General features: G+C 27.5%; 25 protein-coding genes and 1 pseudogene. 21 read left to right on the top strand and 5 right to left on the bottom strand.

Annotation, left to right across the window (positions count from 1 at the left end):
- Window positions 1-117 precede the first annotated feature (117 nt).
- On the top strand, window positions 118-474 hold the full coding sequence (locus CDLVIII_RS19155; RefSeq protein WP_009171122.1) for a VOC family protein: 357 nt from the start codon (window positions 118-120) through the stop codon (window positions 472-474).
- 241 nt (window positions 475-715) lie between these two features.
- On the opposite strand, the gene CDLVIII_RS19150 is transcribed toward CDLVIII_RS19155, so the two are convergent.
- The gene (locus CDLVIII_RS19150) at window positions 716-1036 is read right to left on the bottom strand and encodes a hypothetical protein (protein ID WP_009171121.1); all 321 of its coding nucleotides are present in this window, start codon (window positions 1034-1036) and stop codon (window positions 716-718) included.
- Between the two features lie 152 nt (window positions 1037-1188).
- On the opposite strand from CDLVIII_RS19150, the gene CDLVIII_RS19145 reads away from it, so the two are divergent.
- From CDLVIII_RS19145 to CDLVIII_RS19115, 6 genes are all read left to right on the top strand, one after another.
- Window positions 1189-1866, top strand: a complete 678-nt coding sequence (locus CDLVIII_RS19145; protein WP_035301847.1) for an isoprenylcysteine carboxylmethyltransferase family protein — start codon at window positions 1189-1191, stop codon at window positions 1864-1866.
- Window positions 1867-2681: 815 nt separating this feature from the next.
- Entirely contained in the window at window positions 2682-3317 is a 636-nt protein-coding gene (locus tag CDLVIII_RS19135) for an MBL fold metallo-hydrolase (RefSeq protein ID WP_009171119.1), read from the top strand.
- 412 nt (window positions 3318-3729) lie between these two features.
- Window positions 3730-4599, top strand: a complete 870-nt coding sequence (locus CDLVIII_RS19130) for an immunoglobulin-like domain-containing protein (RefSeq protein ID WP_009171118.1) — start codon at window positions 3730-3732, stop codon at window positions 4597-4599.
- A 243-nt stretch (window positions 4600-4842) separates the two neighbouring features.
- The gene (locus tag CDLVIII_RS19125; RefSeq protein ID WP_009171117.1) at window positions 4843-5673 is read left to right on the top strand and encodes an Rpn family recombination-promoting nuclease/putative transposase; all 831 of its coding nucleotides are present in this window, start codon (window positions 4843-4845) and stop codon (window positions 5671-5673) included.
- Between the two features lie 322 nt (window positions 5674-5995).
- Entirely contained in the window at window positions 5996-6394 is a 399-nt protein-coding gene (locus tag CDLVIII_RS19120) for a polyketide cyclase (RefSeq protein ID WP_009171116.1), read from the top strand.
- 89 nt (window positions 6395-6483) lie between these two features.
- On the top strand, window positions 6484-6939 hold the full coding sequence (locus CDLVIII_RS19115; RefSeq protein WP_009171115.1) for a GyrI-like domain-containing protein: 456 nt from the start codon (window positions 6484-6486) through the stop codon (window positions 6937-6939).
- Window positions 6940-7038: 99 nt separating this feature from the next.
- Here CDLVIII_RS19115 and CDLVIII_RS19110 read toward each other — a convergent pair whose 3' ends face one another.
- Entirely contained in the window at window positions 7039-7362 is a 324-nt protein-coding gene (locus tag CDLVIII_RS19110; RefSeq protein WP_009171114.1) for a hypothetical protein, read from the bottom strand.
- A gap of 240 nt (window positions 7363-7602) precedes the next feature.
- Here CDLVIII_RS19110 and CDLVIII_RS19105 point away from each other — a divergent pair, with 240 nt between their 5' ends.
- The 3 genes from CDLVIII_RS19105 to CDLVIII_RS31480 all read left to right on the top strand — a co-directional run bounded on the left by CDLVIII_RS19105 (window position 7603) and on the right by CDLVIII_RS31480 (window position 8894).
- Entirely contained in the window at window positions 7603-8163 is a 561-nt protein-coding gene (locus tag CDLVIII_RS19105) for a DUF1697 domain-containing protein (RefSeq protein ID WP_009171113.1), read from the top strand.
- Window positions 8164-8266: 103 nt separating this feature from the next.
- The gene (locus CDLVIII_RS19100; protein WP_009171112.1) at window positions 8267-8665 is read left to right on the top strand and encodes a MerR family transcriptional regulator; all 399 of its coding nucleotides are present in this window, start codon (window positions 8267-8269) and stop codon (window positions 8663-8665) included.
- Window positions 8666-8744: 79 nt separating this feature from the next.
- Entirely contained in the window at window positions 8745-8894 is a 150-nt protein-coding gene (locus CDLVIII_RS31480; RefSeq protein WP_009171111.1) for a hypothetical protein, read from the top strand.
- 37 nt (window positions 8895-8931) lie between these two features.
- On the opposite strand, the gene CDLVIII_RS19095 is transcribed toward CDLVIII_RS31480, so the two are convergent.
- Entirely contained in the window at window positions 8932-9261 is a 330-nt protein-coding gene (locus CDLVIII_RS19095) for a hypothetical protein (RefSeq protein ID WP_009171110.1), read from the bottom strand.
- A 219-nt stretch (window positions 9262-9480) separates the two neighbouring features.
- Window positions 9481-10128: a flavodoxin family protein gene (locus tag CDLVIII_RS19090; protein WP_009171109.1), complete on the bottom strand. Its 648-nt coding sequence runs from the start codon at window positions 10126-10128 to the stop codon at window positions 9481-9483.
- A gap of 133 nt (window positions 10129-10261) precedes the next feature.
- On the opposite strand from CDLVIII_RS19090, the gene CDLVIII_RS19085 reads away from it, so the two are divergent.
- From CDLVIII_RS19085 to CDLVIII_RS19060, 6 genes are all read left to right on the top strand, one after another.
- Complete coding sequence (locus CDLVIII_RS19085; RefSeq protein WP_009171108.1) at window positions 10262-10624, top strand: helix-turn-helix domain-containing protein; 363 nt, start codon at window positions 10262-10264, stop codon at window positions 10622-10624.
- A gap of 296 nt (window positions 10625-10920) precedes the next feature.
- Window positions 10921-11577, top strand: a complete 657-nt coding sequence (locus CDLVIII_RS19080; protein ID WP_009171107.1) for a site-2 protease family protein — start codon at window positions 10921-10923, stop codon at window positions 11575-11577.
- A 50-nt stretch (window positions 11578-11627) separates the two neighbouring features.
- The gene (locus CDLVIII_RS19075; RefSeq protein ID WP_009171106.1) at window positions 11628-12014 is read left to right on the top strand and encodes a VOC family protein; all 387 of its coding nucleotides are present in this window, start codon (window positions 11628-11630) and stop codon (window positions 12012-12014) included.
- Window positions 12015-12241: 227 nt separating this feature from the next.
- Window positions 12242-12664, top strand: a complete 423-nt coding sequence (locus tag CDLVIII_RS19070) for a GNAT family N-acetyltransferase (RefSeq protein ID WP_009171105.1) — start codon at window positions 12242-12244, stop codon at window positions 12662-12664.
- A gap of 284 nt (window positions 12665-12948) precedes the next feature.
- Window positions 12949-13818 (top strand): PhzF family phenazine biosynthesis protein, encoded by an 870-nt coding sequence (locus CDLVIII_RS19065; RefSeq protein WP_009171104.1) that lies wholly within the window; start codon window positions 12949-12951, stop codon window positions 13816-13818.
- 494 nt (window positions 13819-14312) lie between these two features.
- Window positions 14313-14468 (top strand): hypothetical protein, encoded by a 156-nt coding sequence (locus CDLVIII_RS19060; protein ID WP_186005509.1) that lies wholly within the window; start codon window positions 14313-14315, stop codon window positions 14466-14468.
- A 70-nt stretch (window positions 14469-14538) separates the two neighbouring features.
- On the opposite strand, the pseudogene CDLVIII_RS32195 reads toward CDLVIII_RS19060, so the two are convergent.
- Window positions 14539-14643 (bottom strand): annotated as a pseudogene (locus CDLVIII_RS32195) (transcriptional regulator); the annotation flags it as partial.
- Window positions 14644-14765: 122 nt separating this feature from the next.
- Between CDLVIII_RS32195 and CDLVIII_RS19055 the strand changes: the two are divergent.
- From CDLVIII_RS19055 to CDLVIII_RS19035, 5 genes are all read left to right on the top strand, one after another.
- Window positions 14766-15422 (top strand): flavodoxin family protein, encoded by a 657-nt coding sequence (locus tag CDLVIII_RS19055; protein WP_009171103.1) that lies wholly within the window; start codon window positions 14766-14768, stop codon window positions 15420-15422.
- A gap of 181 nt (window positions 15423-15603) precedes the next feature.
- Complete coding sequence (locus CDLVIII_RS19050) at window positions 15604-16323, top strand: SDR family NAD(P)-dependent oxidoreductase (protein WP_009171102.1); 720 nt, start codon at window positions 15604-15606, stop codon at window positions 16321-16323.
- Between the two features lie 441 nt (window positions 16324-16764).
- Window positions 16765-16980 carry a DUF6485 family protein gene (locus tag CDLVIII_RS19045; protein ID WP_009171101.1) on the top strand — a complete coding sequence of 72 codons (216 nt, stop codon included), beginning with the start codon at window positions 16765-16767 and terminating at the stop codon, window positions 16978-16980.
- A gap of 83 nt (window positions 16981-17063) precedes the next feature.
- Window positions 17064-17579, top strand: coding sequence for a GNAT family N-acetyltransferase (locus tag CDLVIII_RS19040; protein WP_009171100.1), 516 nt, complete (start codon window positions 17064-17066; stop codon window positions 17577-17579).
- A 278-nt stretch (window positions 17580-17857) separates the two neighbouring features.
- Entirely contained in the window at window positions 17858-18325 is a 468-nt protein-coding gene (locus CDLVIII_RS19035) for a cupin domain-containing protein (RefSeq protein ID WP_009171099.1), read from the top strand.
- Window positions 18326-18571 lie beyond the last annotated feature (246 nt).

Here is an 18571-nt window from a genome sequence, read left to right as displayed (position 1 = left end):
TCAAATAAAATTTTGCAGTTGGTATTTTTGTACTTTTAGTGATTGTGAATCTGTACTTGGATTTGATATTTAAGAGTAAATAGATGTATAATTTATATTATACTTGGAGGGATAACAATGAAGGTAAAACAAATATTAAACAGATTTTATGTACATGACATAGATCAATCAATAAAATTTTATGAAGAAGTCTTAAATGAAAAGTGTAATTTGAGGTTTGACTATCCTCAAGTAAATTTAGAATTAGCTCAGGTAGGAAATATTTTAATAATTAGTGGATCTGATGAGGCGCTAAAGCCATTTAAGGATACCAAAGCAACGTTTTTAGTAGATTCAATTATGGAATTTAAAGATTTCTTATTAAATAATGGTGCTACAATCATCAGAGATTTAAAAGTGGTTCCAACAGGAATGAATATGACTGTAAAACATTTAGATGGAACTATAGTTGAATATGTTGAACATAAAAATTAATATTCATAAATATTGTATATAGAAAACTTTAAGTAATTCGTTGAATAAAGTGAATATACAAATTAAATAATATGATTCTTATTAAATATACTATAATTTACAAGAAGATAAATATCAATTTATAAATAAGTAATGGTTTTAAAACCGCAGTATTCAAGAGCTTGAAGCTGCGGCTTTTTGGTTTTTAATATGTAAAAAGGATGTGGTAAATTAAATAAAAAAGACACCTTTGAAGTGGCTTTTATGACAACACTACGCTGCCATTAGTATAAATTATAATTGATTGATCATAGTCAAGTGGAGGCAAAATTTCTTGAGGAATACCAGGACCCAATCGTTCTAAAGCATGTATATTTTGGTCAGGACCAATAACTATAATAATGGCCTTATCATTAGAAGAAGTCATTCGTGCAGTAATAGGACTACCTACTAATAAGTTAGAATCCCTCACATTGTAAATACCTTGAGTTAATGTTTTAGCTTGTTGGGCAAAAACAGATATTGTATTCAAGCTAATTGATAGAAATAAAGAAATAGAAAATATAGTAATGAACCTTTTCATCAAATTAACCACCTTTAAAATTCAATTTATCTAAACATATTGTTATTATGTGAACTTAAAAAATAAATATTCAAATTCTATTGACGATTCTACACATTTTCTCATTATCAATGGGACATATTATAAATAAAGCTGATAATTGGGGTGATTACATGGATAATATAATTGGAAAAACTATATCTGGATTTATAATGCTTATAGTTATTATGGGGATATTGATTTTTTTACCTGCATGGACAATTAATTATTTTCAGGCATGGATTTATTTGCTTACTTTTTCTCTTTCAACAATATTGATTACTATATATTTATTAAAGAACGATCAAGAACTTTTGAAACGGCGGCTTACTGCAGGTTCAAGCGCTGAAAAGGAAAAGAGTCAAAAAACTATACAATTAATGGCAAGTGTGTTTTTCTGCCTTATATATATTATTGCAGGGCTTGATTACCATTTTCATTGGTCAAATATTTCTTTATATATTAGCTTATTAGCAAATATTTTTGTTATGTTAGGTTTTTTCATAGTATTTCTTGTATTCAAAGAAAACAGTTATACTTCAGCTATAATTGAAGTTGATAAAGACCAGAAAGTAATATCAACTGGAATGTATTCAATAGTCCGTCATCCTATGTACTTTGGAGCAATACTAATGCTGGTATTTTCAGCAGTTGCATTAGGATCATATTGGGCGTTACTTATTGTAGCAGCTTTAACTTTTACTATTGTGGCCAGGCTTCTTGATGAAGAAAAATTTTTATTTAAGAATTTATCTGGATATGATAAATATTGTGAAAAGGTATCATATCATTTAATTCCATTCATATGGTAGGTGCAGGATTAGAGAGTGCTATTATTTTTTGTTATAAAATATTAGTCTAAGGCTTATGTAAAATATAATAAAGAGCAACACATCAAAAGAGCATATGAGCGTTACTCTTTAGAAGAAGATACAAAAATCATAGTAGATAAGCTAAAATTAGAAAATTGGTTAGAAAGTTTTCTTGCTTTGTTATATACATGTTCTTTAAAAATTGAATAATGTGATATATATTACTACTCGGTTCTGTGTATGAAAATAGTCAAGGGACATCAGAGGTTTTTGGTTTGGAGATGAATGATTTAAATTCAATTTTATTATTAGGAGTGGGAGACAATTGGTATGATTATGAGATTGATGCCCAGTCTGAATAATAGAACATCATGAACATATTTATACAAATTAACAAAATAAAAAAGATATATACTATAATCGATTTCTAATAGTAAATTATTGCGTATTAATATTTACAGATGTAATGGAGGCCTATTTTTAATGAATAGAGATGATAATTCTAAACATTGGAAATTGGGTGTTTTCTACTATAATCCCCAAATAATTCGTCTGAACATATTGACAAGAGGCAGGGCTTAGGAAGCACTATTAATTTTGGCAGTAAAAAGTGTAGGCGTATGGGTGTACTTTTATTTGTACCGATTATTATATTAATACTCATATTTATTGCCTTTGGATTTTTTAAAAAGTGAATTGATTGAATTCATAATGAAATATGATTTTTAACTATGAATTAAATAATATGTTATTTACAAATATGTTATAATTTACTATAAGATAAATAGTAATTTAGAAAGGGATTATATGTAGATATGAGTGATATTATTAGAATTCCATGTGGAAATGTAAATGCCTTTTTGATTAAAGAAAAAGCTCATGCAGTTCTTGTTGATACTGGATTAGCAGGATATGCAGAAAAAATCTATGATGTTTGCAAAGACAGCCATGTTGAATGTATTATACTGACGCATGGACATATTGATCACATTCAAAACACAGCAGTTTTGTCTAAACGACTAAATGTTCCAATTGCTATTGGAATTGGAGACGAAGATCTAATTGATGATAACACATTGCAACCTATGTATGGAAGAGGGGCAATTGGGAAAATATTGTGTTATTTCTCTCAAAAAACAATTAAAAGTAATTCTGTAGAAAAATTTAAGCCTACTATATTTTTAAAAGATGGAGATTCATTAGAATGCTTTGGGATTGAAGGGAAGATAATTGGGCTTCCAGGACATACTAAAGGTTCAATAGGTATTGATGTTGAGCAAAGAGATTTGATTGTTGGAGATTCGTTAATGAATATGTTAAAACCAACAATATCCTTGCTTTATGAAGATAAAATGCAGCTTGAACTTAGTGCTAGAAAAATTAGCGATTTAGGAAATAGATGTATTCATTTTGGACATGGAAAATCAGTACAAAATAGAAAGTGGATTTAATTATTTAGATAATTAGGGTGTACTTATTTCATAAATTAATAAAAATAGATAACAGACTGAAATATCACATTATTCAAATGAATTTGTGATATTTTTTGCTACAAAATATTAATTTAAGACTCACAAAAATATAATAAAGAGTAACACATCAAAAGGGGAAATGAGTGTTACTCTTCATTATTATATTTATTTAATGGGTAAATATTTATGAAAAAAATTATTATCAATTTTGTAACTTTATTATAATTGACTAATGTGTCAGGGGAGTGACAATGTTAGATATAAATTATAATATGTAGATTTGATATAGTAAAAAGTGCTCTTTAAGAATAGAATAAAATGGTACTAAAAAAATATGTAATGAATGTATATTATAAGTATATAGTAACTAAATGGAAATAGAGGGTTGAAAATGAAAAAAATCAAATTAACAAAAGTAATAGCTAGTTCATTAGCGGTAGCTTCAATGCTTACAATGTATCCTATAAAAGCAAATGCAGAATGGAAACAGGATTCAAATGGCTGGTGGAATACAGAAGGAAGTTCATGGTCAGTAGGCTGGAAAGAGATTGATGGAAAATGGTATTATTTTAGACAAGATGGATATATGGCACACGATACAGTAATAGATGGATACGAATTAGGTTCTGATGGTGCATGGATTCAAGCTGCATCAAATTCAAAAAATGTTGCAGCTAATGAGAATCAAAATTTTGACATTAATGAATTTAAAAATACATTAAAAACAGAGGGGTATCCTGTAGAAGTAAGAGATACATTATATAAGGAAAATCTTGCATCTAAAGGCTGGAAATTAGTTAATGGAAAGTATTATTATTTTAGCTTTGAAGGGGCTCTAGCAAAGGATAAAATTGTTGATGGATATTATTTAGGTGCAGACGGAGCTTTAGATACAACTAAAGGTAAATCACAATTACAAGATATTACTATGAAGACTGAAAAAAGTGTATATCCTCTCGGTACAGAAAAGATTAGGGTTAATATAACAAATAATACGAATTTAGAATGTGAATATGGTGGAATGTATTATCAAATAGATAAATTTGAAAATAATGAGTGGCATGATTTGGAATTTGAAGAAAGTGCAGCTTTTACTGATGTAGCAGCAATTTTGCCAGCAAAAGGAATAAATATGGGTGTTTGTGAATTAAACATACTAAAAAATTTTAAAAATCTCACAGCAGGAAAGTACAGAGTATTAGTGGAAATTGAAAATTCAATAGGTTATTCACATGTAACTGCAGAATTTGAACTACAATAAAAAATAAATGTATATTGATTGACTTGTAAAACATAAATTTCAATTTACAGAACCAGCTATAAAAATTATAAAGGCAGAACAAGTTATAGATACTTAGTCTACTTTTATTTTTTAGATACTCATAATAATAGCGGATAGTTTCATCAACAATGGGATTTAAATACATTGAACTACTATGTTTAATTAGTTATAATATGGTTAATAATCAAACAAAAGATAAAAAATAAGGTGAAGGTAACTAAGATGCATAAAACTTTAAAAGAACTAAATCTCGAAGATGATTTCTTGTTTGCAAAGGTTATGAGTGATAAGGCAATCTGCAAGGAATTATTAGAAAATATTTTAGATATTGAAATAGAAAAAGTAGAATTAGTTGAAGAACAGAAAACAATAGATTTATTGCTTGAAAGCAAAGGAATCAGGTTAGATGTCTATGTAAAAGATGAAGAAAATACAATTTATAATGTTGAAATGCAAAGAGGAAAGCACAAGAATTTACCCAAAAGACTTAGATATTATCAAGGGAATATAGACTTAGATTTAATAAGCAAAGGCGAAGATTATAGAAAACTCGCTAAGAGTTATATAATATTCATATGTACATTTGATTTATTTAATAAAGGACGCCATAAATATACTTTTAAAAGTATATGTTTAGAAGATAATAAAGTAGTATTAAATGATGAAACAGAAAAAATAATATTAAATACAAAGGGAATTATAAAGGATTTAAGTGAAGAGTTACTGGAATTTCTTGCTTATGTAGAAGATTCAACAGATAATGTAGCAGAAGATGCTAAAGGTAATCTAGTTAAAAGATTACATAAAAGGGTACAGAAAGTTAAAAATGATATTTCAGTGGAGGTGGAATTTATGACTTTATTAGAAAGAGATAGAGAAAAAATTGAAGAAGGGAAAGTAGAACTTTTAATTAAGCAATTAATAAAAAAGTTTAAAATGATACCTGATGAATATAAAGATAAATTAAAATCTTTATCTGAGGAGAATATTGAGTTAATAGCTACAGAAATATTTGATATGAAATCTATTGAAGATCTAAAAAAATATTTTTAGACAAGTAATATTTAGATTTTAAGAACAGGGTATATTAATTATAAAGGCAGATCAAGTTATACTTAACCTGCCTTTATTGCTTTATAGTTATAATCGCAATTTTTCTTCATCAGTGTTATTATATATTCAGCATTTATTTTTGCTTTTAATTGGATATTGTCCATTAAACTTTATCAATGCACAAGGAAATATCTATAAAATGGAATAGATATAGCATGTAAGAGAAATAAAAGTTTATTTATAAACTAAATAATATTATTTTTACTAAATATGGTTTAATTTATTTCAAGGTAGAAGTAATTCATGAGGGAGAATGTGTATTATGAAGAAGTCAACCATTACAGCGACATTTAAAGCAAATATTAAAGAGGTATGGGAAGTAGTTACAAACAATAATAAATATTATTGGAGGAGAGATTTAAGTAAAATTGATGTTTCAATAGATGGAAATTCATTTACAGAATATACAAAAGGTAATTTCCCTACTAAATTTAATATTACCTTAAAAAAACCTTATGAGCGATATGAATTTGATATGACTAATAAAAATATGAATGGTCATTGGATTGGTGTTTTTAGTCCTCTTAATAATGGTACGCAGATTGAATTTACAGAAAAGGTATCAGTAAACAATCCTATAATGAATTTTTTTGTGGGTTTGTATCTAAAAAAGCAACAATCACTTTATATAGCAGATTTAAAAAAAGAGCTAGGAGAATAAATTTTAAAAAATAAGTTGAAATACATTTTAAAGCATTATATGATGAATTCAGACATCGATGTACTATATATTAAAAAAGAAGGCAAGTTATGGATATTAATATTGAAATGATACCATCATATAAAATTGCTTATATACGAAAAATAGGCCCTTATGGGTTAGAAAATATGCAGGTAATGGAACAATTAAAAAGCTTATCTAGAGAAAAAGACTTACTTAATGAAAGTTCAATCATATTAGGAATAGTTCAAGATGATCCTAAGGTTACAGAATCTAAAGATTGTCGTTATGATGCATGTTTAGTTGTTTTTGATGAATTTGAGACTGATAATAAGGATGTTAATTTTGGAAAAACTATCGGTGGAAAATATTGCGTATTTAAAATAAATCATACAATGGATGCTATGCAAAAAGCGTGGATTGAAATATTTTCTGAGTTATCAAAAAGAAATTATGAAGTTGATGATAGAAGAACTATTCTTGAACGTTATGCAATGCAGATGATAAATAATCATTACTGTGAAGTTTGTGTACCAGTATTATAAAAGAATATTAAAATAAATTTGGATTTGTAGAACCAGCTATAAGAATTGTAAAGGCAGATTAAGTTATAGATACTTAACCTGCCTTTACAATTCTTATAGTTATAATCCAAATATTTCTTCTAATTTTTCTGCATCAGTTTTATTATATTCTTCATTTATTCTTGCTTTTAATTGGCTCTTGTCCTTTAAAAACATATCTGAAAGATTCATTTTAATTCCATCTACATATGCGGATTCTGCCATGCCATTTTTCATTACAAACTGTATCGTACCTGTATGAAGACCGGAATCATTTGTTTGTGTAGAATTTTGTGAAGGTTTAGCTTGTGATGTTACTGAATTATTATCTATATTATTTGTAGTTCTAGTAATATTATTTGGATAGTTTAAATAACTATACTCATTTCCTATTGTTAGTGACATATTATGAATCCCTCCAATTTGAATTAATTGTATTAGTTTTTAATAATTAAATAAATATACTTTGGAACCAATATATTACAATTATCGTATATAATTAAGATTTCTTTAGAAAAAATTCTAAACTAACAGCAAAATATATTCTTTGAAAACTCAATAATGAGATGGTTACAATTTGTGGTATACTTTATTAATACTAACAGGATATTAAGATTTATTTTTATATCAAGGAGAATTCACAATATGAATGTTTATATAGCACTTTTAAGAGGTATTAATGTAGGTGGGAAAAATATAATTAAGATGGCAGATTTGAAACGAGTATTTGAATCAATTAGACTTTGTGAAGTAAAAACATATATTCAAAGTGGAAATGTTCTATTCAAATCAAATGAAACAGAGGAAGCACTGTGCAATAAAATTGAACATGAGATTGAGGCAGTCTTTGGGATTCCTGTGAAAGTTATTTTAAGGACATCTAAAGAGTTAGAACAGCTTATTTTGAATTGCCCATTCTCAAAAGATGAAGTAGCAGAAGCAGAGACGTTGTCAAAAGTACAAAGTCTATATGTTGCATTACTAAAACATAATCCTTTAAAAGAAAAGATTGAGTGCATAGATGTTTATAGTAGTGAAAGTGATAAATATAAGATTATAGGAAGAGATGTATATCTTTTATTCAATCATAGTATTCGAAATTCAAAGCTTGCTAATAATCTTTATAAATTGAATGTAGAAGCAACTGTGCGTAATTGGAAAACATTAAGCAAGCTTGCTGCATTAGCTAAAGATATGGAAATATGAAATATAGATATTTAACTTTGAACTTAGACTTATGTAATAATTTGCACTATAAAGATAGGAAATATTTTTAAACTGTGAGAGTAATCAGTTATATGGAGGATAAATGGAAGAATATACAATAGGTCAAATTTCTAAATTGCTAGGAGTAAATAAGGAAACAATTCGATACTATGAAAAGTTTGGATTATTACCATTACCTGAAAAAAAGGAAAATGGTTATAAAATATATACAAAGCGTCATATTGAAGTAATGGAAGTAATTTTAATAATAAAAGATTCTGGTTTTACTCTGAATGAAATAAAAAATATTATTTCTTTTCCGGAAGAAGAGTTGAATTCTCAAAATGATTTATTCAAGGAAATGATATTCAAGAAAATAGAGGTAATTAACAATAAAATTGAAGATTTGCGTAGTTTAAAAAGGGGATTGGAAAAGGTTGTCTATAATATTGAGAATTATAATATAAGAAGTTGTATTGAAATAAAGCGAAAAATAGAATAAAAAGAGTATTGACTAGGTAGTATACTACAGGGTTTATTATATTAACAAATGCAATATAAAAAATCGAGGAGATGTTAATATGATAGGTTATGTTAGTTCACTTATATGTTCTGTTATTACGTTTGGAATGGCTTTATTACAGTTATCCATTACATTTGGGGCTCCATTTGGTGAATATGTATTTGGAGGGCAAAATAAAGTATTGCCAAAAAAAATGCGTTTCATATAAGAGCAGCAGTCAGAAGAAACACATCTACTGTTTAATTTTATGAAAAATATATATCGCCATCACCAACTATCACCATTGTATAATTAGCTTTTAATGGGGTTAAGTCGTATTTTATAGACTGTGGTTGTAGCCTTATTGATTGAAGTGGCATAAAGTTATCATCGTAGATAGTTAAATAGGAACTTTTATCTGTAGAGACATTTTCAGCTTTGTACATCTTATCTTTTAAAATCGATTCATAAGTATTTAATTTGTAAATACCTTCTTTAAACACATTTGAGGTAAGAGGATTAGGAGTGGTAGTAGAACCGATTATAGTAAATGATAGAAATAATACAATAAAAAATGATAAAATAAATCTTTTCATTAAGTTTAACAACCTTTCATAATATTAATATTTTAGAATTAAATATACTATTCAATTCCTATTATGCGAAGATAGATGTTATATATACATTTGATTTTTATTGATAAAAAATAGCTACTACAAAGAGGTGTTCAGAAGTGCCTCATTCTGAAGCACTTCCATTTAGTTAATACAATCATCATATGAATTTATCTTTATTCACAACATCTTTAAAATTTATTAAACATTTATAGCTAAGCTTACCCCCATATCAAAGGCTTTTTGACAATCAATTGGAAATTGTTCAGCTCTATGTTTTGCTTTTTCTTTTTCTGAAAACATAGAAGACTCATATTTCTCATAATCAGTAAACTGATAAGTATCATAACTATATAACAGCTTTATTGGGTTTCCAAGCACCATTGAAATAGAATCCTGATATGGCTTTAAGATTAATTTGTATCCAGTATCCTCCATATATTTTTCTGTTATACCCATAGTATAAATAAATCCTGATTGAATTTTTCTCGGATAAACAGTTGGTATTTCTGTACTATATATAACATTTGAAAATATGAAGCGCTCTAAAAGTGCACTAATTCCAGAAGTAATGTTCATATTATATATTGGTGAACCAAAAATAATAGCATCTGCTGTTTTTAATTTTTCAAGAATAGGTGTTAGATCATCTTTCATTGCACATTTACCATGCTCTCCATCCTTCCTTTTACAGGCAAAGCAGCTGATGCATCCTCTATATTTTAAGTCATAAAGATTTATCAATTCAATTTCTGATCCTTGTGATTTAGCTCCTTCAAGAGCTTTATTTAATAAAGTTACAGTGTTTTTATTTTTTCTTGGGCTTCCGTTAATAGCAATTATTTTCATAGTATCTCTCCTCTTTCAAATGTTTTATGTTTTTGTTATAATCAACTTAACATAGTGATATAAGTTTTACAAGTATGCAGTTTTTTCAGTGTAAGTATAAAAAATATACTGCAAATTTAAAGGAGTTGTATTTATGAATAGTTATATAATTGGTATTAAAGAATTCCCTGATGATAATATATATGGAACAGAATATCCAGTTCTATATGCACTTGATATTATAGGACAAAAGTGGAAATTACCTATCATATGGTATTTATCAGCTAAAGATTCTACTAGATATAATGAGCTAAAACGAAAGATTAACGGCATTACTAATATGATGCTTACAAAGTCCTTAAAAGAATTAGAAGAACATAAGCTCATTGTTAGAACTCAATATGAAACTATTCCTCCTAAAGTGGAATATTCCTTAGCGGAAAGAGGTAAAGAACTACTTCCCACATTGAATGAATTATATCTATGGGGGGAAGAACAACTTAAATTAGATAAGTAGAACCCAAGGTTTTAAATACTTTTCATTTATTTTAATGTGCAATTTTTTATAGCATGAATCAATAAAATTAAATAGCAAATTGTAAAATCGTATTATTTAAGAGATTGAATTTACGATTTTTTTACTGCTTAATAGTAAAAACGGATGTAGATTTCCTGCATCCACTGTAGATTGGACGTAGTAAATAAAAAATAGTTCTTTGATAAATTAATAATGTTATATTTACAAAATATATTATAATTTATCTATAATGGTATTTTAGTATAAATAAAGTAATAAGTTTATAAGGAGTAAAAATGAAAAGATTTAAAATGATTATTATAGATATAATTCCATATATACTTGTGTATATAACTTCATGCTTAACAACTTTATCACATGAATTAGGTCATTCAATAGTTGCATATTTTTTTGATATTAAAAACAATCCATTTGATCTTCATTATAGTACAAAAATTTTTATGTTTGGAATAAGTGAAAATGTTGATTATGATAAGGTGTCAAAATTAATACAATATAAAGCAATATTAATATCAGCAGCAGGTTTGATTGTAAATTTTATTTTTGCTGTAAGTATAATAATATTGTTGATATTCTTTTACAGAAATCTCAACAAGTTTTTATGTTATGTTTTATACTTGTTTTTATTTTGGAATGTAAATGAATTCTTTAATTATTTTATAGTTCGTAATATATTCTTACGGGGCGATGTTGCAAATATTGTAACTTATGGTATACCTCATATTTGTGTATTGGTATTTGGAATAGGTTTTTCCTTGATTTTAGTTTATTTTTTATTTTTAAAGGCTAAGGAGAATTTATTTAAGGCATTTAACTTGACCCAAAATCAATGCGTTAAATTTACGAAAATAATAGTATTAAGTTTTAAAATATACCAAATTTTAACATTATATAATGCAATTTTTACAAAAAATGTTATAATTAATTTGTAATGGTAAATTAAAGCGAACTATATGTTAAATTGAGAAGGGGAAAATATATTATGAAAGCACAAATTAATCTTATTACGATTTGGACAAATGATATAGATAAAATGAAGAATTTCTATAATCAAGTTCTCGGATTTAGAATTGAAAATGACCTTGGGAATTATGTTGAATTTGAAAACGATGGAGTAAGGTTTGCTATTTGTATGAGAGAGGTTATGTATGTGTATAGTAACGAATATCGGAAAGAGTCATCTGGACAAGGATTTGAGCTTGCTTTCCCATGTGAAAATCCTAATGATGTTGATGAATCATTTAATAAGTTAATCTCTAAAGGAGCAACTCCTATTCATGAACCACAAGATATGCCTTGGAGTCAAAGAACAGCACTATTTGCTGATCCAGATGGAAATATACATGAAATTTTTGCAGAAATTCAATAGTACGTAGTTTTCTTAAAATTGTGAATTAAAAAAATAAGTATTAAATTGTAAAATCGTATTATTCAAGAGATTGAATTTACGATTTTTTTAACAGGCAATTCTAATATTGTGAAGTAATTGATGAAATATTTTCTTTGAAAATTTAATGATGTGATTTTACAAAATATGCTATAATTGATGCGGAATAGTAAATGAAGAAGTAGTATAAATCTAAAGGAGTGATAAAGATGATTTCCTATAAAATTGGATTAGAGTATATTGATTGGCCTCAACTTTTCAATTTATATGAAAGGGTTGGGTTGTTAAGACGCTTTATAGAAAGCAGGGAATTTGATAAAATTCAAGCTGCTTTCCAAAAGAGTTATAAGGTTGTTACAGCATGGGATGGAAATACTTTGGTAGGTTCTTGTAGAATGTTATCTGATGGCATATCCTATGGTTCTATTTTTGATGTAGGAGTGTTGCCTGAATACCAGAAAAATGGTGTTGGAAAAGGGTGTATGGATCTGCTACTAAAAGGAGAAGAACATATGTCAATTCACCTAACTTCAACGTTTGGTAATGAAAACTTTTATAAAAAATTGGGGTTTAAGAAACATAAAACAGCTTATGCCAAGTATCCATTTGAATCAAAATATCTTGAATATTAGATGTTTTGTATTTTTCAGAAATTATGAACATTAAAAATAAATAGCAAATTGTAAAATCGTATTATTCAAGAGATTGGATTTACGATTTTTTTATGCATAATTCTACAAATGAATGTAGATCTGAAACAATATGTAGATTTGACGTAGTAGTTATAAAAATGTTATTTGAAAATCCAATAAAGTGATAAATTGAAAACATGCTATAATGTATTCATAATAATGTGCTAAATCAATAATTTGGTGTAAATGGAAAGTTTATGCGGAATTTTTAGGAGGAATTTTTTATGAAGGTGAAAGCTTATACATTAAGTTCATTTGCAAAATGCGCAGAGGGAGGGAATCCTGCTGGAGTTGTGCTTAATGCAGATGATTTATCAGAAGATAGTATGAAAAAAATTGCAGGTATAATTGGTTTTAGTGAGACTGCATTTGTCATGAAATCAGGATTAGCAGACTTTAAAGTTAGGTTTTTTACACCGAATGAAGAGGTTGATATTTGTGGACATGCCACGATAGGAACCTTTAGTACATTGTTAAGTAAAAGAGTAATTAAACCTGGTAAGTACCTTCAAGAAACTAAAGCAGGAATTTTAAGTGTGGAGTTAAAAGAAGATTTTTCAATAATGATGAACCAAAATGCTCCAAGTTATCATCAAACAATATCTAAGGAAGAAATTGCAGATTCATTGAATATTACTATAAATGAAATGATTGAAGAACTGCCAGTGCAAATAGTATCTACAGGCCTTAGGGATATACTTATACCAATTAAGAATATAGATATGGTTAATGCAATAAAGCCTAATTTTGAAAAAGTATCAGAAATTAGCAGTAAATATAATACGATTGGATATCATATTTTTACGCTTGAATCTCTTAATGATTCAAATGCCTACTGTAGGAATTTTGCGCCACTCTATGGAATACCTGAAGAATCTGCAACTGGTACATCTAATGGTGCTCTTGCATGTTATCTACTTAAATATGATAAAATTAAATCTGACAATGCTAATCATATAATTATTGAGCAAGGTTATTCAATGGGAAAGCCTTCAGAAATAATTGTTGCTTTACGAACTGAAGGGGAAGAAGTTATTGAAGTCAAGGTCGGCGGAAAAGCATTGAATTTAGCAGAGATAGAGGTTCAAATATAGTATATAAGCTAAAACTTATTAATAAAGCTCAATAATATCCATACAATATTTTATGTTATATGGATATGTATAAAATATGAATTAATAAAAAGTAAAAAATAGATTAAAAAGTCACATTATTCATAAGTGAAAATGTGATTTTTTTAGTGCGTAATTATAAAACATACTTTGATAAAATCAATAAATACAAAATTGAATTTGGATTTTCTAAAATTCAAGATAATGAAACTATGAGTCTTCAATATATTAACACACAATTTTATTGAGTTATGAATGATTAAAACTAAATAACACATTGTAAAATCACATTATTCAAATTAGAGCTAAATATGACGGATGATATATGGAATAACAGTCAAGCTAAATTAAAAGAATGGTCAACAAATAGTAGTTGATGGTGCAGGACATGCCATATATCACACACATCCTGATGTAATAAATAATGAGATATTAAAACTGATAGAAAACTGAATATAAAGTAATTAAAGAATTTTTTGGTTGAGTATTGTAGAAAAGTAGGTTTTACAGAACTGTTTCTTTATACTGATATTTGTGACTATTATGAAAAAACTGGATGGGAATATCTTGAAGATGGTATTGAATATTCAGGGGAATATTTAAAAATATATAAGAAAGAAATGAGTAAGTAATACATAATGATAAGGACAATATATAGATTTATTTATACTTAAATTTATATACTATCCCTATTATTTTATATTATTTATAATCTGATTTAGACGTATCAAGTTTTAGTTGGTCTTCGCCCCATATATATAATTCCTTAAATGTGGGAAGTAAGGCCTTACCTCTTTCTGTCAAATTTTTATACTGAAACAGAAAAAACTGCATACTTGTATATCTCTGCTCGTATGCTATATTAATTATAACAAAAAGTTAAAAATAAAACATTATAAAGAGAAATATATAGAAAAAGGAGTTTTATTATGAAAGTTTATGGTATTAACGGGAGCCCAAGAAAAAATAAAAATACAGCTACATTACTTCAAAAAGCTTTAGATGGAGTAAAAGAATCTGCAAAAGATGAAGAAATTGAAACTGAAATAATTAATTTATATGATTTAAACTATACTGGGTGTATAAGTTGCTTTGCTTGTAAAAGACTTGGAAGTAAAAGTTATGGAAAATGTGCAGTAAAAGACGATCTTCAAGAAGTTTTGGAAAAAGTATCTCAAGCTGATGGGCTTATTTTTAGTTCTCCAGTATATTTTAGTAATGTAACAGGTAAATTCCTATCATTTTTAGAAAGACTATTATTTCCCTATCTTGTGTATGACAATAAGGGTACTTCATTGGCGCCAAAGAGGATGCCAACAGCATTCATTTATACAATGAATGTTAAAGAGGAAGTAATGGAGCAAATTGGTTATTTAAAAACTTTCGAGCGCATGGAATCTAATATTGGACATATATTTACAAAACCTGTAGTTATGTATTCAAATAATACTTATCAATTTGATGATTACTCAAAATATAAAGTTGAATCTTTCTCTGAGGAAGAAAAAGCAGCACATAGAAAAATTCAATTTCCTTTAGATTGTCAAAAAGCATTTGAATTAGGTGCAAATTTAATAAAGAACTAGAAATAAATTAATTTGCATTTTAATAGAATAGCCCATTTATAAATACCCTTATAATTTTGTAAAAACACTTGACCTAGACATAACTCTATGTGATAGCATTAGTATATAACACATAAAAGTTCATATTAAAGTAGTTAATAAAAATATAAATGAAACAAAGAAAAGATTAGGAGGCTAAGATATGTCAAAGAAAGTTTTTATCACAGGAGCGAACAAAGGGATTGGTAAACAAATAGCACATGAAATGGGGAAAAGTGGGTGGACTGTGTTAATAGGATCGCGAGATGAAAAACGCGGACTTGAAGCGGTTAATGAACTTCTTAGTGAAGGCATTAAAGCAACTTATATAAATATTGATTTGCAGAATCAAGAAACTATTATAGAAGCTGTAAACACAATTAAATCACAGCATTCTGATCTTGACATATTAATTAATAATGCAGCTATTCCAGGTGACATGAGAAAACCAGGCTATGAATTTACGTTGGATGAATTGAGAAGCGTCATGGAAACAAATGTATTTGGGCCATTTGAGCTTACTAAACAATTATTACCTACACTTGGAAAAAATAGTGGGCGAATTGTAAATATCACAATTCCTATCGGCATGACACCTTACTTTAATCCATTTTCCTATAAATCGAGTAAGGCATCACTAAATGCCATGACACAAACCCTTGCTTTGAATTTCCAACAAGCTGGAAAACCCCTTGAAATTTTTGGGATCATGCCTGGCGGAACAACAACTGACTTAAATGGAAACTCGACAGGACCACACATGAAGACCGCAGAGGAAGCTGGTAAGTTAATAACAGACATAATCCTTGATGGCAAAAATCATAATGGTGAGATTATAAATTATAATGGTGCTGTTGCTGATTACAACTACGGATTATTTTAAGAAATTAAACTATACGCACATATCGAAGCAACAAATCGGATAAGGGTTTGTTTTACAATGTTTTTTAAGTCGTAATTTTCATATATCATGAATCAATAAAAATAAATAGAAAATTGTAAAATCGTAGTATTCAAGAAATTGAATTTGCGATTTTTTTATGTGTCGTTTTAATAAAGGGATGCAGATTATCAGCATCAACTATAGAAATTGTGAAGTAATTAAGCAAGAATGCTCCTTGAAAAGTGAATAATTCGATATTTATAATAGATATAATCATTAACAGTAATGAGTGGTTCGGCAATGATTATAAGTACAAGTTTGTAAAAAATAATGTATACTTTTATAATCTTAAGTTATTATTGACTCAGCCCTAAGGGGAGGAATTAAAATAGTTTTGTAAAGAAAATATAATCATTATAATAGCAAGTGAGGAGAAATTTAATGGATACACATTTTTGTACATGTAAAAATTATAATTGTAAATTACATCCACATAACCATAATCAAGGTTGCAATCTTTGTATGGAAAAAAAACTGAAAGCAAGTGAACTTCCATCATGCTTTTTCAGAGATGTTTCAGAAGAGTTGAGGAATGTTAGGAATGTTGAAGAAGCTTCTTATGAAGAATTTGCTAAACTTGTACTTGAAAATAAATAATAATAATACGAAAATTGAACAATATAATATTTACATTTTGTGTTATAATAGTAATATTATTCACATTAAATGGAGGAAAGATTATGAATGATTTAATAAATAATATGAACTTATTTATAAGAAATGCAGAAACAAGAGATGCTGAAATGATAATTCAGTTAGTTAAACAGGTTATGGATGAATCCCCATTTTTTCCAAGAACACCTGATGAATTTAACTTTACTATTGAACAAGAAGAAGAGTACATAAAAAATGCAGCATTTTTTTTAGTTGCAGAAGTTAATGGAAAGATAATAGGTTCAGCTACTTTAGATAGAAGTAAATTAGTTAGATTAAATCATACTGTCTTATTTGGGATAACTATTTTGAATACATTTTCTAATAAAGGTTTAGGTAGTGCACTGATGAAAAAGGTTATTGAATGGGCAGAACTTAATAAAATTGAAAAAATTGATTTAGAGGTTTTTGGAAATAATGCTCAAGCAATTTCGCTTTATAAAAAATTTGGGTTTATTGAAGAGGGTAGGAAGGTAAAAGCGATAAAAACAAATAAAGGATATGAGGATCTTATATTAATGGGTAAATTTTTAAATAATTAGCTAATAATATAATTAGCTTAATATTATGAAATAAAAAATAAATAAAAAATTGTAAAATCATATGTTTCGGGAAATTGAATATGCGATTTTTATATGCAGCTCTAATGCTATATCCAGCTTCAACTAATTTAGATTTGACTTAGTAAATTATTAAACTGATATTTGAAAATCGAATAATACTATATTAACAATTTATGCTATAATTGATCTATAATGGTGGTTTGTTGCGATATTATTGGTTGTAGTAAATACTTTAAAAATGAGGGAGATAAAGTTTTATGAATGAATTATTACATGTGAAAATTAAAGATATTCCTAGTAAACACAAAAGCGAACATGAAGGTTATGAATATTACAAGCGTGAATTAGTTTCTAAAGGTGCTGCTGAACAATGTGCAATATCTGTATATGAAATACCACCGGGAAAATCAGCCTATCCTTATCACTATCATACCAAAAATGAAGAAGCATTTTATATTATAAGCGGAAGAGGATTACTAAAAACTCCAACTGAGTGCAAAGAGGTTTCTGCTGGAGATTTTTTATTTTTTCCAGCTAATGAAAAAGCTGCACATAAATTGACCAATATATCCGAAAGTGAAGCATTGATTTATTTGGATTTTGATACATATAATGACATTGATGTAGCGTTTTATCCCGATTCAGGGAAAATAGGCATTTGGGGCAAGAACATAGATAAGATTTTTAAAACTAATCAACAGGTTGAATATTATGACGGAGAATAATGTTAGATAGTGTTAATAAGCATCATTCTTATATCATGAATCAATAAAATTAAATAGGAAATTGTGAAATCGTATTATTCAAATCCAAAGGAGATTTACGAAAGGAATATCCTCGCTGAGCCATTAACAACATATATAATTTCAGAAAAATTAAAATGGAGATTACTTGAAGATTAACTGACAACAGTTTGATATAAAGCTATTTTACTATTTAGTTAAGTATGCTGTGCAGAAATTAAATTAAAA

Origin of the sequence: Clostridium sp. DL-VIII (assembly GCF_000230835.1) — a bacterium.
Taxonomy (GTDB): domain Bacteria; phylum Bacillota; class Clostridia; order Clostridiales; family Clostridiaceae; genus Clostridium.
This window is presented reverse-complemented; position numbering and strand designations above follow the sequence as displayed.